The 15159-nt window shown below is 37.6% G+C and carries 12 protein-coding genes and 1 pseudogene; 9 read left to right on the top strand and 4 right to left on the bottom strand.

All coding sequences use genetic code 11. The features are described from left to right. Window positions 1–54 precede the first annotated feature (54 nt). The 6 genes from CLV94_RS12665 (at window position 55) to CLV94_RS12640 (ending at window position 8227) form a co-directional block, all read left to right on the top strand. The gene (locus CLV94_RS12665; RefSeq protein ID WP_121376858.1) at window positions 55–585 is read left to right on the top strand and encodes a phosphoribosyltransferase; all 531 of its coding nucleotides are present in this window, start codon (window positions 55–57) and stop codon (window positions 583–585) included. Between the two features lie 67 nt (window positions 586–652). Then, window positions 653–1225 (top strand): adenylate kinase, encoded by a 573-nt coding sequence (locus CLV94_RS12660; RefSeq protein WP_121376857.1) that lies wholly within the window; start codon window positions 653–655, stop codon window positions 1223–1225. A 15-nt stretch (window positions 1226–1240) separates the two neighbouring features. Further along, the gene (locus CLV94_RS12655; RefSeq protein WP_121376856.1) at window positions 1241–2515 is read left to right on the top strand and encodes a hemolysin family protein; all 1275 of its coding nucleotides are present in this window, start codon (window positions 1241–1243) and stop codon (window positions 2513–2515) included. 87 nt (window positions 2516–2602) lie between these two features. Then, a complete protein-coding gene (gene obgE / locus CLV94_RS12650; RefSeq protein ID WP_121376855.1) occupies window positions 2603–3637 on the top strand; it encodes a GTPase ObgE in 1035 nt (344 codons plus the stop codon). 243 nt (window positions 3638–3880) lie between these two features. Continuing rightward, on the top strand, window positions 3881–5869 hold the full coding sequence (locus tag CLV94_RS12645) for an LTA synthase family protein (RefSeq protein WP_121376854.1): 1989 nt from the start codon (window positions 3881–3883) through the stop codon (window positions 5867–5869). A 210-nt stretch (window positions 5870–6079) separates the two neighbouring features. Further along, the gene (locus CLV94_RS12640; protein ID WP_121376853.1) at window positions 6080–8227 is read left to right on the top strand and encodes a S46 family peptidase; all 2148 of its coding nucleotides are present in this window, start codon (window positions 6080–6082) and stop codon (window positions 8225–8227) included. A 1057-nt stretch (window positions 8228–9284) separates the two neighbouring features. Here the strand turns inward: CLV94_RS12640 and CLV94_RS12630 are convergent. Further along, window positions 9285–9527: pseudogene (locus tag CLV94_RS12630) on the bottom strand (alpha-2-macroglobulin family protein); the annotation flags it as partial. A gap of 113 nt (window positions 9528–9640) precedes the next feature. On the opposite strand from CLV94_RS12630, the gene CLV94_RS12625 reads away from it, so the two are divergent. After that, complete coding sequence (locus tag CLV94_RS12625; RefSeq protein ID WP_317125118.1) at window positions 9641–10501, top strand: tetratricopeptide repeat protein; 861 nt, start codon at window positions 9641–9643, stop codon at window positions 10499–10501. Between the two features lie 64 nt (window positions 10502–10565). Beyond that, window positions 10566–11924 carry a UDP-N-acetylmuramate--L-alanine ligase gene (locus tag CLV94_RS12620; protein ID WP_121376850.1) on the top strand — a complete coding sequence of 453 codons (1359 nt, stop codon included), beginning with the start codon at window positions 10566–10568 and terminating at the stop codon, window positions 11922–11924. Window positions 11925–11958: 34 nt separating this feature from the next. Here the strand turns inward: CLV94_RS12620 and CLV94_RS12615 are convergent, their stop codons facing one another. Beyond that, a complete protein-coding gene (locus CLV94_RS12615) occupies window positions 11959–12534 on the bottom strand; it encodes a DUF1287 domain-containing protein (protein ID WP_121376849.1) in 576 nt (191 codons plus the stop codon). A 127-nt stretch (window positions 12535–12661) separates the two neighbouring features. On the opposite strand from CLV94_RS12615, the gene radC reads away from it, so the two are divergent. Further along, on the top strand, window positions 12662–13354 hold the full coding sequence (radC, locus tag CLV94_RS12610) for a RadC family protein (protein WP_121376848.1): 693 nt from the start codon (window positions 12662–12664) through the stop codon (window positions 13352–13354). A 7-nt stretch (window positions 13355–13361) separates the two neighbouring features. Here the strand turns inward: radC and CLV94_RS12605 are convergent, their stop codons facing one another. Together CLV94_RS12605 and CLV94_RS12600 are read right to left on the bottom strand one after the other, a co-directional pair. Further along, entirely contained in the window at window positions 13362–13862 is a 501-nt protein-coding gene (locus tag CLV94_RS12605; RefSeq protein WP_121376847.1) for a hypothetical protein, read from the bottom strand. A 35-nt stretch (window positions 13863–13897) separates the two neighbouring features. Further along, window positions 13898–15082 (bottom strand): hypothetical protein, encoded by a 1185-nt coding sequence (locus tag CLV94_RS12600; protein WP_121376846.1) that lies wholly within the window; start codon window positions 15080–15082, stop codon window positions 13898–13900. Between the last annotated feature and the right edge of the window lie 77 nt (window positions 15083–15159).

Here is a 15159-nt window from a genome sequence, read left to right as displayed (position 1 = left end):
AATAGCTGGATTCTATTTTAGTATATTTGCAACTTATTATTTAACAATATAATTGTGATACAGCTTCACGACAAACATTTTGTTCCTTTCATCAGCGCAAAGGAAATTGATGCTGCCATAGCCAAGATGGCGCAGGAAGTGGCAGAAGACCTAGACGAAGAGATACCCCTGTTTGTGGGCGTTTTGAACGGCGCCTTTATGGTTGTTTCAGACTTCATGAAACACTATCCAAAAGCTTGCGAAGTGAGCTTTGTGAAATTAGCCTCCTATGAAGGCATTTCTACAACCAATGAAGTAAAAAAACTCATTGGGCTTAATCAAGATTTATCGGGAAGAACCGTTGTCGTAATAGAAGATATTGTCGACACGGGAAATACTTTGGTCGAACTGAAAGCCATGTTTGAAGCGCAAAATGTAAGGCAGCTCAAAATCGCTACTTTGTTTTTAAAGCCCGAAGCGTATAAAAAAGATATAAAAATTGATTATATTGGTATTGAAATTCCGAACAGATTCATCGTTGGGTTTGGTTTGGATTATGACGGACTGGGAAGAAACATTCCGGAAGTATACCAATTGAAAGAATAATAAAATCTAAAGATTACAACATTTTGGATTGAAAAATCCTGGCATATAATAACTCACAACTAACACAATGATTAATATCGTATTATTTGGAAAGCCTGGGGCAGGAAAAGGAACACAGGCCGAATTCTTAAAAGGAAAATACAATCTGACCCATCTTTCAACGGGTGATATTTTTAGATTTAATATTAAAAATGAAACGGAACTTGGCAAATTGGCGAAGACCTATATGGACAAAGGTGATTTAGTTCCAGACGAAGTAACAATACAGATGCTTCAAAGCGAGGTTGATAAAAATCCAGAATCTAGAGGGTTTCTTTTTGACGGATTTCCAAGAACTTTGTCGCAAGCAGAAGCTTTAGATAAATTTTTGGAGTCTAAAGATGAAAAAATTACGGCAACGGTTGCTTTGGAAGCCAATGATGAGATATTGGTAAAAAGACTTTTAGAAAGAGGAAAAACATCAGGTAGACCTGATGACCAAGATGAAGAAAAAATCAGGAACCGTTATCAAGAATACAACGAAAAAACAGCTCCATTAATGGACTATTATAAAGCACAAAATAAATTTCATGCTGTGGACGGAATTGGTTCCATAGAAGAAATTACACATCGATTAAGTACTGTAATCGATAGCCTTTAACTTAATTTATAAATCTTGGAAATAGCTATAATTTTCTTTTTAATCCTTTTGAATGGTGTTTTTTCGATGTCGGAAATCGCATTGATATCAGCGCGAAAAAACAGATTGGAAACTTCTGCAAAAAAGGGGAATACGAGCGCTAAAACCGCACTGGATTTGGCCAATTCACCAAACAAATTTTTGTCGACTGTTCAAATCGGAATCACATTAATCGGAATCTTAACAGGTATTTATTCAGGTGATAAAGTCACTGATGATGTAAAGATTTTCTTAGACCAGTTTGAAGTCCTTCAACCGTATTCTGCCAATCTTTCTGTTGGAATTGTAGTTGTTGTGCTGACTTTCTTCTCATTGGTATTGGGCGAATTGCTTCCAAAAAGAATAGGATTGAATTATCCAGAGTCTATCGCAAAAACGGTAGCCTTGCCGATGAAAATAATCTCGGTTATCACGGCTCCGTTTATCTGGCTTTTGACCATTTCTACAGAATCGTTACTAAAATTATTCCGAATCAGGCCTACTGCCGATGGAAAAGTAACTGAGGAAGAAATCAAGGCCATTATCAAAGAAGGAACTGAGGTCGGCGAAGTACAAGAAATCGAACAAGATATCGTGGAACGTGTTTTCCACATTGGTGACAGAAAGGTAAACTCCTTGATGACCCACAGGAAATCGGTTGATTATCTTTCTTTAGAAGATGATTTTGCTACGTTAAAGCAAAAAGTTTTAGACGAAATCCACTCCGTTTATCCGGTATGTGAAGAAAGTTTAGATGAAGTAGTAGGCGTTGTATTGCTTAAGGATTTGTTCGCCAAATTTGAAAACGGCAACTTCAACCTAAGAGAAATAATGAAGGAACCGGTCTATTTGATCGAACACACTTCGGCTTATAAGGCGTTGGATATTTTCAAGAAAACTAAAGTACATTATGCTATCGTGACCGACGAGTACGGAATCACGCAAGGGATGATTACTTTAAATGATATCTTGGAAGCTCTAGTTGGCGATGCTTCTGATTTTTATCATGAAGAATTCCAGCTTGTAGCTAGAGAAGACGGGACTTGGTTAGTGGACGGACATTATTCGCTCCATGACTTTTTGACCTATTTTGATTTGGACGAGCTTATCAATGATTATGAAGTTACGACAGTGAGCGGCTTGATCATGACAGAGCTTTCCTATATTCCGAAACAAGGCGAAAAACTAATCTGGAACCTATTCGAACTAGAAGTTATAGATATGGACGGCGTTAAAATCGACAAGGTTTTGGTGCGTTCACTAAAAGAATAAATAAAATAAACAGTATAGAGTTTAAGGTTTAAAGTCAGCAGAATACTGTTGCTTTAAACCTTAAAATTTACACTTTAAACAAAGAAAATGACAGAGGGAAATTTTGTAGATTACGTTAAGATTTATGTTTCTTCCGGAAAAGGAGGAAAAGGATCGACGCATTTGCATAGAGAGAAATTTATTGAAAAAGGCGGTCCGGATGGTGGAGACGGCGGACGCGGTGGACACGTATATTTAGTGGGAAACAAAGGGCTTTGGACGTTGTTTCACTTAAAGTTTGCAAAACACGTTAAAGCTGGTCACGGCGGCGATGGTGGAAGCGCGAGAAGCACGGGTGCTGATGGAGAAGATAAATTTATCGAAGTTCCGTTAGGAACTGTTGTCCGTGATAAAGAAACCAACGAAATTTTATTTGAGATTACCGAACACGGCGAGAAAAAAATTGTTGCAAAAGGAGGAAAAGGAGGTCTAGGAAACTGGCACTTTAGAAGCTCTACCAACCAGACGCCAAGATATTCGCAGCCTGGAATGCCAGCCAACGAAATTGACGTAATCTTAGAACTTAAAGTTCTGGCAGATGTTGGTTTGGTAGGTTTTCCAAATGCAGGAAAATCGACTTTGCTGTCGGTACTGACTTCGGCTAAGCCAAAAATTGCCGACTATCCTTTTACGACATTAAAGCCAAATTTAGGAATTGTAGCCTACAGGGATTTTCAATCGTTTGTAATGGCCGATATTCCGGGTATTATTGAAGGCGCTGCAGAAGGAAAAGGACTCGGGCATTATTTCTTGAGACATATCGAAAGAAATTCAGTCCTGTTGTTTTTGATTCCGGCAGATGCCGACGATATCAAAAAAGAATATGAAATTCTTTTGGATGAATTACGTCGCTACAATCCAGAGATTTTAGATAAGGAAAGATTTATCGTGATTTCAAAATCAGACATGCTCGATGAGGAGCTGAAAGCCGAAATGAAAGCACAACTAGATAAAGATTTCAAAGGATTAAAATACCATTTCATCTCTTCGATAGCCAATCAAGGCTTGCTAGAATTGAAAGACAAGCTTTGGGAAATGCTGAATTCTGAAGAAAATCAGATTCAGGCTACTCCAGAAGCATAAAAAAAGCGACTCATTGAGTCGCTTTTTTATATTTTGTTTTCATCAATTCGTTTGAAAAACTCATCTCTATAGATAGCGCCTGTCGGCAGCATCTGACTGTAATTTTCTAGAGATTATTAATCAAATGTAAATTATTCGTTATTTTTGCGTGAATATATTTTGAGTCCCCCACCCGTTCTTCTGATACCGCAGAATCGATGCTGTATAAGCCTCATCTTCAGAAGGACACAATGGTTAGATTTTATGAAAATCAACTGGAAAAATGATTTTACTGTCATGGCATTGCGGCTTTTGGTCGTGTATGTCGCTTTTATGCTCGGAAGATTACTCTTTTATTATTTTAATGATGACCTGATCGATCCGATACGTGGAAAAGATATCATTTCGCTGCTCAGGGGAAGCCTGATGTTTGATACGGTTTCGATATTGTATCTGAACCTTCCGTTTATCTTTTTATCGCTAGTGCCTTTTCGATTTAGGGAAAAAGCAAATTACCAAAAGAAACTTTTCTGGGTTTATATGGGCTTGAATAGTCTTGGACTGCTAGTCAATTTTGCAGACGTATTTTACTATCCATACAAACAATCTAGACTGGTTTTAGGCGACTTGTTTCTGGTAAAAGAAGATAGTTTTTCGCTTCTTATAATCGATTTCATAGCCGATTATTGGTATGGCTTTATTTTCTATTTCATTATCCTCGGATTGCTCAGCGTGGGCTATAAGCTTATCGGAAACGGAAAATCGGTTCTTACGAATAATCGCGATTACTATCTTGTCAATTCGGCTTATCTAGGCGTAATGGTTTTCTTGACTGTATTTTTTGTCAGGGGAGCAAGTCTTTCTAAAGCTTCGTTTCCGATTTCCATGAGCGACGCTTTTCTTTATACGGATAATGCTTCTCATACTTCCTTGATATTAAGCAATCCTTTTTGCCTTTTCCGTACTATCGGCAAATCTAAGAAAGTCCCGAAACTTGAATATTTTGATAAACGAACTGCCGCGGCTTATTTGCCGACCACACACAAGCCTTCTTCTTCAAATATGTTTTCCATCGACAAGAAAACAAATGTCTTTATAATAATTTTGGAAAGTTTTGGAAAGGCGCACATCAAGAGTCTTTCGGACCAGTTCAAGCCGAAGCAGCCGACGAATACTCCTTTTTTGGATTCGCTTTTTAATGAAGGCTATCTTTTTACGAATGCCTACCAGAACGGCTACCGTTCTATGGATGCCCTGCCTGCTATTTGGGCTTCCATCCCGACATTTAAGGAGCCGTTTTTGTCATTGCCGAACTCGGTTGCAGATTATTATGCGCTTCCGGCTTGTATGAACGAAATGGGCTATCATACAGCTTTCATGCATGGCGCTGTAAAGGAATCGATGGGCTTTGTTTCGTTTGGAAAAAATCTTGATATTAAAGAATTCCAATCGAGAGAAGAATATGAAGAAGAAAGAGGCGATGATGATTTTGATGGCAAATGGGGAATCTGGGATCATAAATTCTGGCCTTTCGTGCATGAAAAGGTCAACCAAATGCCGAAGCCTTTTTTTACGACTGTTTTTACTTTGTCGTCTCACCATCCGTTTAGCATTCCAAAAGGATTTGAAAATAAATTCTCCGAAGGAACGCTTCCGATACATCGTGCCATAAAGTATTCGGATTATGCACTCAAGATCTTTTTTGAAAGTATCAGGAATGAGCCATGGTTTAAGAATACGTTGTTTATCATTACGGCCGATCATGCATCGGGAGCAGATTCGCCAAAGTTTTTGAAACCGCCGTATGATTACTCGATTCCGATTTTGTTTTATCATCCGGGCAAAAACTTCAGAGGAACAGATGACAAAATCATGCAGCATATTGACATCATGCCAACACTTTTAGGAATGCTTGATTACCACAAGCCTTATTTTGCTTTTGGAAAGAATCATTTTGATATCGAAGCTCAAAAGGATCATTTTGCTATCAATTTTTCAAATAGTGCTTTTAACTGTACGACAGATTCGCATTATTATCAGTTTAATGAAAAGGACGTACTGGTCAAGGCAGATTATAGAAAAGATCCGCTCTGGAAAAATAATCTTATTAAAAAGAAGACAGCGGAAGACGAAAAAGACATCAAGTATTTTAAGGCGTTCATCCAACAATACTATTTCCACTTGGGCGAAAGGAATTTCCTGCCTGAAAAAGCCGCCAAGAGAACCAAGGAGTTTGCGGATCTGTATAAGTAAGATCAGGAAGCAAATTTCTCTAGGGATAAGTCTAAAGTAAAAGTTAAAAATTGCGATAACGATTTAGTTTTCTCCTTGATTATAGGCCTAAAATTGTAAAATGAAGTATATTCGCATCGCGAAAATATATATGTTCGCGGTCAAAAATGTAACAAAAATGCATTTTTAAAGACTACTAGCATATATCTATTAAACTTTAAATACTATTCAATGAAAAAAATTATTTTATCCTTAATTACGGCGATACTGCTTGTTCCGACAACGGTAAAGGCTGACGAAGGAATGTGGTTTTTGATGTTCATCGAGCGTTTGAATCACCGTGACATGCAAAAAATGGGATTGCAGCTGACATCAGAAGAAATCTACAGCATCAACCATTCAAGTATCAAAGACGCTATCGTCCAATTTAATGGTGGCTGTACGGCTGAAATTATTTCTAACCAAGGTTTGGTTTTGACAAACCACCACTGTGGTTACGATGCGATTGCAGAAGTTTCTACTCCAAAAGAAAATTATTTGAGAGATGGTTTTTGGGCAAAAGACAAAAAGTCTGAAATCAAACCAAGCTCTCTTTATGTGCGTTTCTTTGTAAGAATGGACGATGTTTCTAAACGAATCCTTTCTAAAGTTACGGATAACATGAACGAGGCGGAGCGTGAGAAAGCGATCAACCAAGAAATTGCAAAAATCCAAAAAGAAAATGACGAAGGTGGAAAATATACAGTTTCTGTTCGTTCGTTTTTCCAAGGAAATGAATACTACTATTTCGTTTACCAAGATTATAAAGATGTTCGTTTAGTAGGAACTCCGCCAGAAAGCATCGGTAAATTTGGTGGCGATACAGACAACTGGGAATGGCCTCGTCATACGGGAGATTTCTCTATGTTTAGAGTATATGCTGATAAAGACGGAAATCCTGCTGAATATTCTGTAGACAACGTTCCGTTGAAACCAAAACACCACTTGCCAATCAGCTTGAAAGGTGTTCAAGAAAATGATTTTGCGATGATCTTAGGATATCCTGGAAGAACCAACCGTTGGATGCCAGCTGGAGGAATCGAGCAAAACGTGAAATTTGCATACCCTGCTTGGGTTGAAGGTTCTAAAACAGGAATGGACGCTATGAAATTCCACATGGATAAAAGCGACCAAGTTCGTTTGGACTATGCATCTAAATATGCTTCTGTAGCAAACTACTGGAAAAACCGTCAAGGAATGATTGATGCGTTGACTAAATTCAAAACTGCGGCTACTAAGCAAAAAGAAGAGGCTGAATTTAACAAATGGGCAAACAAGCCTGAAAACAAACAAAAGTATGGCGATGTTGTTGCTACCATCAATAAATATTATGCTGCAACAAACGAAAAGTCAAGACATGATAACTACTTGACTTCTATCTTGAGAAACAGCAGCTTGGCTGCAGGTCCGTCAAGCATAGGAAATGCTGCTACGGCTTATGCTAAAGAAAACGATGCTAAAAAGGCAGAAATGCTTCCAAGAATCCAAGCAATGGTTGATGGTATCTACGAAGGATTCTACCTTCCTGTGGAAAGAGACGTATTGATTGCTGAATTAAACTTATATGCTTCAAAAGCGGGTTATAAATTGGCTCCTTATGTTGAAGAATTGGCAAAAGTGAACAAAAACGATTTTACAAAATTTGTAGATGAGGCTTTGGCTGAAAGTGTTTTTGCTACGAAAGAAAAAGCAGAAGCATTCTTGAAAAATCCAAATCTTGAGGTTTTGAAAACCGACAAGTTGTACTTGCTTTCTTCTAGCATTTTGGCTACTTACAGAAACAAGCCTGAAGATCTTGCAAAATTGGAGAATGATTTCCAAAAATCATTCCGTCTACTTGTAGAAGGATTGCGTGAATCTAAATTGAACAAAATCCAATATCCAGATGCGAATTCGACTTTGCGTTTAACGTATGGAAAAGTTCGTGCTTTGCCTGCTGACAAGAGAAATGATGCAAAAATCAACAACTACACTACGCTTCAAGGAACAATCAAAAAGTACAAGCCAAACGATCAAGAGTTTGACTTGCCAAAAAGATTGATCGAATTGAACGAGAAAAAAGATTTCGGACAGTATGCTGACAAAAACGGGTATATGCCTGTTAACTTCTTGACAGATAATGATATTACGGGAGGTAACTCAGGTTCTCCTGTATTGAATGGAAAAGGAGAGCTTATTGGTGTTGCTTTTGACGGAAACATCGAGGCTATGGCGGGTGACGTAATCTTTGATTCGAAATTGCAAAGAACCATCAATGTGGATATTCGTTATGTATTGTTTATCATCGATAAATATGCGGGAGCGAAACATATTGTTGACGAAATGACAATCGCAAAATAATTTTTTAGATTAGTTATTAGTTCAAATAGTTTAAAAAGCCGTTTCAATTTTGAAACGGCTTTTTTTTATGATGTATTGAACTTGAGGGATGACGGGACTTCCGTAAGCGGCAAAAGAGCTTCCGTAGGCGACAAATTAATTTCGGAAGCGGAAAACAGGCTTCCGTAGGCGGAAAAAGGATTTTGGAAAGTGGCAAACGAATTTCCACAGTTGGAAAAGCAGCTTCCTACGGCGGAAAATAAGCTTCCGTAGCTGGAAAAGAAGCTTTGGAAGACGTAAAATGAATTTCGGAAAGCGGCAAATTAGCTTTCCAAAAGGTTATAAAAGTTTCCGTAGGTGGCAAAAAGGCTTCGAAAGACGGAGAAGCAGCTTCCTATGGTAGCAAATGAATTTCGGAAGATGAAATATAGTGTATTTAATTGACTGTATTTGGTTTTCAATAATTTATATTTTAAAAAAGGTAGCTAGGAAAAGGAGGCGAAATGCCTCCTTTTTTATTGAAAAATATTTTTTCTGCAAAATTCTCTTACGAATGTGTGCTGAAAACCACCGCATATATCTTCTCCTAGTTACTTAAAAAAAAATAATTAAAAATTGAAATTATGTAAATGTTTTTAAAACAAGGATATTTAAGTTTGAGGAAACTTAACGCTTGACATTATGTATAAAACTACCAATCACCCCCAAAGGTATGCTTACAAAAAGGAATTGCGATTTACGGCCTCCGCTATTAACGTTTTGTTCTTCTTTTTTGCCCTGTTGATCATGGCTTACCTGGCCATAAGAATTAATAGAAATATAGAAGAGTCAAGATCCAGAGAAATAGAAAAAGTTGCTAAAGTAAAATATAGGCAGTAATTCGAATTTATGTATTTGGACCGTTTCGGGTCCTGAAACTTTACATTGCTACCTGTCGAGTCAATTCTCTAATAAAGTTTTCTGAGAGTATGTCTCTGGAATTTGATGTTTTTGAAAACTATTTTATGCTATACTTAACGTATAAAAAATGCCTAGGATAAGACTAGGCATTTTTTGTTTTTACAATTGTGATTGTAGTTTATTCTTTTACTTTTACGCGGATTCCTTTACTATGACTTGAAAATTCTGGCGCATACATGCTTTGGATTGTCGTAATCCCATTTGAGAATTCACCTTGATTGTTTACTCGAACATCGTATTCGAGAATGTACTTCCCTTTGCTAATATTGTCAAAGAAAAAGTGTGTCGCTGCATCTTTTGTACTCATATAATATCCTAAGCCGTCTTGCCATTTGTATTGCGAAAGCACATCTACAGGTTCAAAAGCTTCATAAACCTTGCTCCAATGTTTATCTAAATTTTGGGCTGTTATTGAAAGGGAGAAAAATAGGATCAGTAATTGTATAATTTTTTTCATAAAAGACGTTTTATACTATGGAGCATTATTTTTATAAAAAGGTTGTAAAGGCCAGAAATAAAAAAGCAGACATAAATTTGTCAACAATATACTACTTTTCTTTATTCTCCCAAATCAATAAAATCCAGCCTGCTATTCCAAATCATTTTCCTATTTTTGAAACGCTAAAACAAAATCTATTGAAACGCTTTTTTTTAATTTTACTCTTATTTCCAATGGTCGTCTTTTCGCAATCAGAATATGCGAAAGGGGAGCAGTTTTTTAAGAGGGGGGAGTACGAAAAGGCGAAGGAAATCTTTTTGGCGATTTATCAAAAGAAGCCTAAGGATCTTGGTGTTATTGAGTATTTAGGGGACATTGATGGGCATGCTAAAAAGTGGGATGGGGCTTTTGGTTACTATGAGAAGTTAGTAGAGCTCAAGCCTTCGGAGGCTAATTATCATTATAAATATGGCGGTGCATTGGCGATGAAGGCTAAAGAGAGCAGCAAGTTCAAGGCTTTGGGGATGATTGATGATGTGGAAGATGCTTTTAAGAAGGCAATCGAGTTAAATCCAAAGCACATAGAGGCACGTTGGGCTTTGGTCGAATTGTATCTGCAGTTGCCTGGAATTATTGGCGGAAGCGAAAGAAAAGCGCAAAAGTATGCGGATGAATTGATGGTGCTTTCTACTGTAGACGGTTATCTTTCTAAAGGGCATATCGCGGAATATTTTAAACGGTATAAAGAAGCGGAGAAGTATTATAAAAAAGCAGTGGAAACTGGCGGATCAAAAACGACTTATAAAAAGTTGGCTGATTTGTATAAGAATAAGATGAAACAGCCGGAAAAAGCGAAAGCGGTTCTGGACGAATATACTGAAAAGAGCAAAACATAATTTAGGAACCATTCTAGGATTGCATTCTATACGATTCTAATCTGGTTCCGTATCAGACATTTAAATGAGAACACATTTTATAGCAATTGGCGGAAGCGCCATGCACAATCTTGCCATAGCGTTGCATGAAAAAGGTTATCAAGTAACCGGAAGCGATGATGCTATTTTTGAGCCGTCAAAAACGCGTTTGGAAAAAAGAGGGCTGCTGCCAGAAGAATTGGGCTGGTTTCCGGAGAAAATAACATCGGATATCGAATCTGTAATTCTCGGGATGCATGCTAAAGCGGATAATCCGGAATTGTTGAAAGCGCAGGAATTGGGCTTGAAAATTTATTCGTATCCAGAATTTCTGTATGAGCAGTCAAAGAACAAGACGAGAGTAGTGATAGGCGGATCACACGGAAAGACTACCATTACGTCAATGATTCTTCATGTGATGCATTATCATGGCATTAAAGTGGATTATATGGTTGGGGCTCAATTGGAGGGGTTTGATACGATGGTGCATCTGACAGAGGAAAATGATTTTATTGTTTTGGAAGGTGACGAGTATTTGTCTTCGCCAATGGACAGACGTCCGAAGTTTCATCTTTATCAGCCGAATATTGCTTTGATTTCGGGAATTGCTTGGGATCATATCAATGTTTTTCCGACCTATGAAAATTATGTGGAACAGTTTGAGATTTTTATCCAAAAAATAACGAACGGAGGCATCTTGGTGTATAATGAGGATGATGCTGAAGTGAAAAGAGTTGCCGAAGCCGCGACAAATCCTATTCGAAAGATTCCGTATTCTACGCCAAAATATACCGTAGAGAACGGAACTACTTTGCTCGAGACTCCAGAGGGCGCTATGCCCATCGAGGTTTTTGGCGCGCACAATTTGAACAATCTGGCCGGAGCTAAATGGATCTGCCAAAATATGGGCGTTGATGAGGCTGATTTTTATGAAGCGATTTCGAGTTTTAAAGGCGCTTCAAAGCGTCTGGAAAAAATTGGGGAGAGCAAGAAGAATGTGGCTTATAAAGATTTTGCGCATTCTCCAAGCAAAGTGGCGGCGACTACGAAAGCGGTTAAGGAGCAATATCCTGACAGAAAATTAATTGCTTGCCTAGAATTGCATACTTACAGCAGCCTTAATGCTGAGTTCTTGAAAGAATATGAAGGGGCTCTTGATTCGGCTGATGTTGCGGTAGTTTTTTATTCGCCTGATGCTGTAAAAATCAAGCAGCTTGAAGAGGTAACGTATGAACAGATTGCAAAATCGTTTAATCGTGAGGACTTGATAATTTATACCAACCCAGCCGCTTTTAAGGAGTATCTTTTCCATCTGAAATTTGATACTGAGGCTATTGCCTTATTGTTGATGAGTTCTGGAAATTATGGAGGCTTGAATTTTGATGAGGTAAAAACGTTACTGTAAAAAAAATAGATTAGGCGGGTCAGATTTGGCTCGCTTATTTTTTGAATTGATAATGCCCGGTTATTTTATACTTGAAAAGACAGTCTTCTAAAACTTGTCCAGCTCCTACATTATGGACAATGAGGTTGCGTTTTCCATCGGATGTTTTTCTGTTTGTCACGATTCCGATATGAGGCATTCTTTCGCCAATCATCCACGTTACTAGATCGCCTGTTTTGTAATCGGCAGCTGCATCTGTCACTTTTAGGCTTTTGCCAAAACGAGTAAAAAAGACTTGAAGGTTTGGAACCCTGCGGTGGTCGATATTGGTATCTGTGTTTTTTAATCCCCAGTTTTTAGGATATTTTGAGAAGTTCTGCTTCATGTCTTCATGTACTTCTTTCTGCAGGTCGATTCCTAATTTTCTGTAGGCTCGTATGACAACATCAGTACATACGCCTTTGTCTTTTGGAACATCTCCGTTAGGATATTTTATAGAAAAATAGCTTGAGTCGTAGGTAACTTTATCTTTTGTTAGCGTAATTGCTGCATCGGAAAGTCTTTCGGAAAAAGTCTTTTCGACAGTAATGGAACAGAATAGGAGGAGTGCCAGTGGATAAAAATACTTCATGAACTAAGTTGTTTATAGCTATAACGTTAAAGAGGAGAAATATTTTGTGTTGGATGAGAATTATTGCGGAAGATATTTGTTCTTCTACTATATTTGTATCTTATACTTCTATTTTAATTTAAACGCCATGCAAAGCAATAGACCTCCTTCTATCAAGAATTGGGCTGATGATGACAAGCCTCGTGAAAAACTAAAAGACAAAGGCAAAGAAGCCTTGAGCAATGCAGAACTTATCGCCATCTTGATTGGTTCTGGAAATTTTACTGAAAGTGCCGTCGCCTTAAGCAAACGCATATTAGCAAGCGTTGAAAACCTAAATGCTTTAGGAAAGCTTTCTAGAGAGCAATTGATAACTTTTAACGGAATTGGAGAAGCAAAGGCGATTACCATAATTGCCGCAATGGAATTGGGACGCCGTCGCCGTTCTGAAGATACGGGCAAGAATATCAAAATAACTTCTAGCAAGGTTGTTTTTGAAATAATGCAGCCCATAATAGGCGAGCTTCCGCACGAAGAATTTTGGATTATCTATTTGAATAATTCCAATGGAATACTTCACAAATACCAGTTAAGTAAAGGAGGAATAACAGGGACGGTCGTTGATGTCCGTCTTGTCTTTAAAGTGGCTATTGAACAGAATGCTACGGCAATAATCTTGGCGCACAATCATCCTTCTGGGGTGTTGTATCCAAGCGAAGCCGACAGGAAGATTACTAAGAAATTAAAGACTGCCGGCGAAAATTTGGATATCAGGGTTTTGGATCATGTTATAATTACCGAAAACTCGTATTATAGTTTTGGCGATGATGGTATTTTATAATAAATTTTTATTCTAAGCTAAAGGCAAACATAAAGTCATTGGAACCAAAAAAGTATTCTCCTGGAGCCAAATTTTTAGCTACTAGGTAATAATATCCGTCTTTTATTTTTTCTAGAGTGTAGCTAATCTTTTCGTAGGAGGTTGAGGTACTGGTAACTTTAGCTTTAGTGGTTACCAAAACTCTTTTGTCTTTTCGTACTTCAAATTTTACTAAGTCGAAAACAGAGGTTGGATCGGTTCCTGGATTTACCTTCACTATAAATTTTAGTGGGTTTTTATTTGCAATCTTGACGGAAGATTTGGTTCCGTTTAAATAGAAGCCTCCTTCTGCGCTAAATAATCCTTTGGCTTTGGCCATTGTATTGTACTGCGATTTTTCAAGCTCGATTAATTCGTTAGTGCTGGTGTTGAAATAGGCCGGCTTGTCATTAAATTCAGGTAATTTTGTCTGGGCCTTGCTGCTTGTGAATGCTAGTAGTAGGAGTACTATGATACTGTAGTTTTTCATTTTTTTAATATTACCAGCCCAAAAGGGCCTTGTTATTATTTTACGTTTGCATCAAATTCTTGGATGATTTTATAGTTTTTATCCTTAAGGATGATTTTGTACATGCCTTTTTCTAAAATGAAATCGGCTGTAGTTTGCTTATTTGTGATTTCAATAATATCGGCCGGAACTCCATTCTGCTCAACTTCATTTTTTCTGTAGGCAAGAGCCAAAATAGGATATTGGGTAATTTTAGATTTTGGAACGGTATGTGTTTTTCGTTGTCCGTCTATTGTCAACCAATCGGGACGGCCGTTTATATATTCGGTGATGGGATGAATTATCCTGCAATCTGTTTGGTCATTTGTTTCTCCGCCATTGAATAATTTTCCGTTTCCGTTAACTAGGACTACCGATTCTTTAGGATTGGCCATCAAGACATAAGGATTGGTAAACTTAGGATTGCCTTTTTCGGTATACGTCACTTGGTCAATCGTAAAAGGATCGATATTTGTTTTTTCTTTTAATCGGCCAGCCATAGCTTTCTCCCAATTTTTGTTGGTCGGGGTTCCTTCTATCACATGATCCCAGCCACAATGGATCAGAAATTTTGAATTTGGATTTTTTCTGATTAATTGCGCAATATTCTCTGCTTCTTCAATTTCTCTTTCTTTGCCATTCTTGCCGCTTGCTGCTTCATATTCAAATAAGACAAAACCGATTTTCAATGCTTCTTTTAATAAATTCGCCATTTGTGGTTCTTTTACATAGAAGCCGCTTTCCATGACTGGGAATTTTCGTTCGTTTATTAATGAGTCTGCAAGTGCTTCGAGACCGAAAAAGCGATATCCATTATCGTATAAGCCTTGTAAAAGCGAAGCGGTAAAAACTCTGTGCCTGTTGTTATGATGCGCTTCATTGATAATGATGATTTTTTCGTCTTTTGAGCGATTTATAATGTATTCCTTTGCATTCTTTTTCTGGAATGAATTGAAGTATAGGCTGTCTTCTTTGCTTATTTTTTTGATTGTACCTCCATTCTTATCCCAGGTTTCTAGAGCTTTTGTGTAATATTCACTGATTGAATAATCGGTTGCTCCCATCTGATATCTCCATGGCAGGGTATCTTTTTGAATTTTCGCTTCAATATCTTTTGAAAACAGATATGTTTCTTTATCAGCCTGAGCTGCAATTTTTAGAGTAAAAAGTGAAATGAAAATATACTTAAAGCTGTGTCTCATAATGGTTGTGATTTCTATTGGGCTAACCAGATAATTATTTTGCCATAAATATATTTTCTTTTACTTGATTATGTACT

This window comes from Flavobacterium endophyticum, from assembly GCF_003634455.1.
Taxonomy (GTDB): Bacteria; Bacteroidota; Bacteroidia; order Flavobacteriales; family Flavobacteriaceae; genus Flavobacterium; species Flavobacterium endophyticum.
This window is presented reverse-complemented; position numbering and strand designations above follow the sequence as displayed.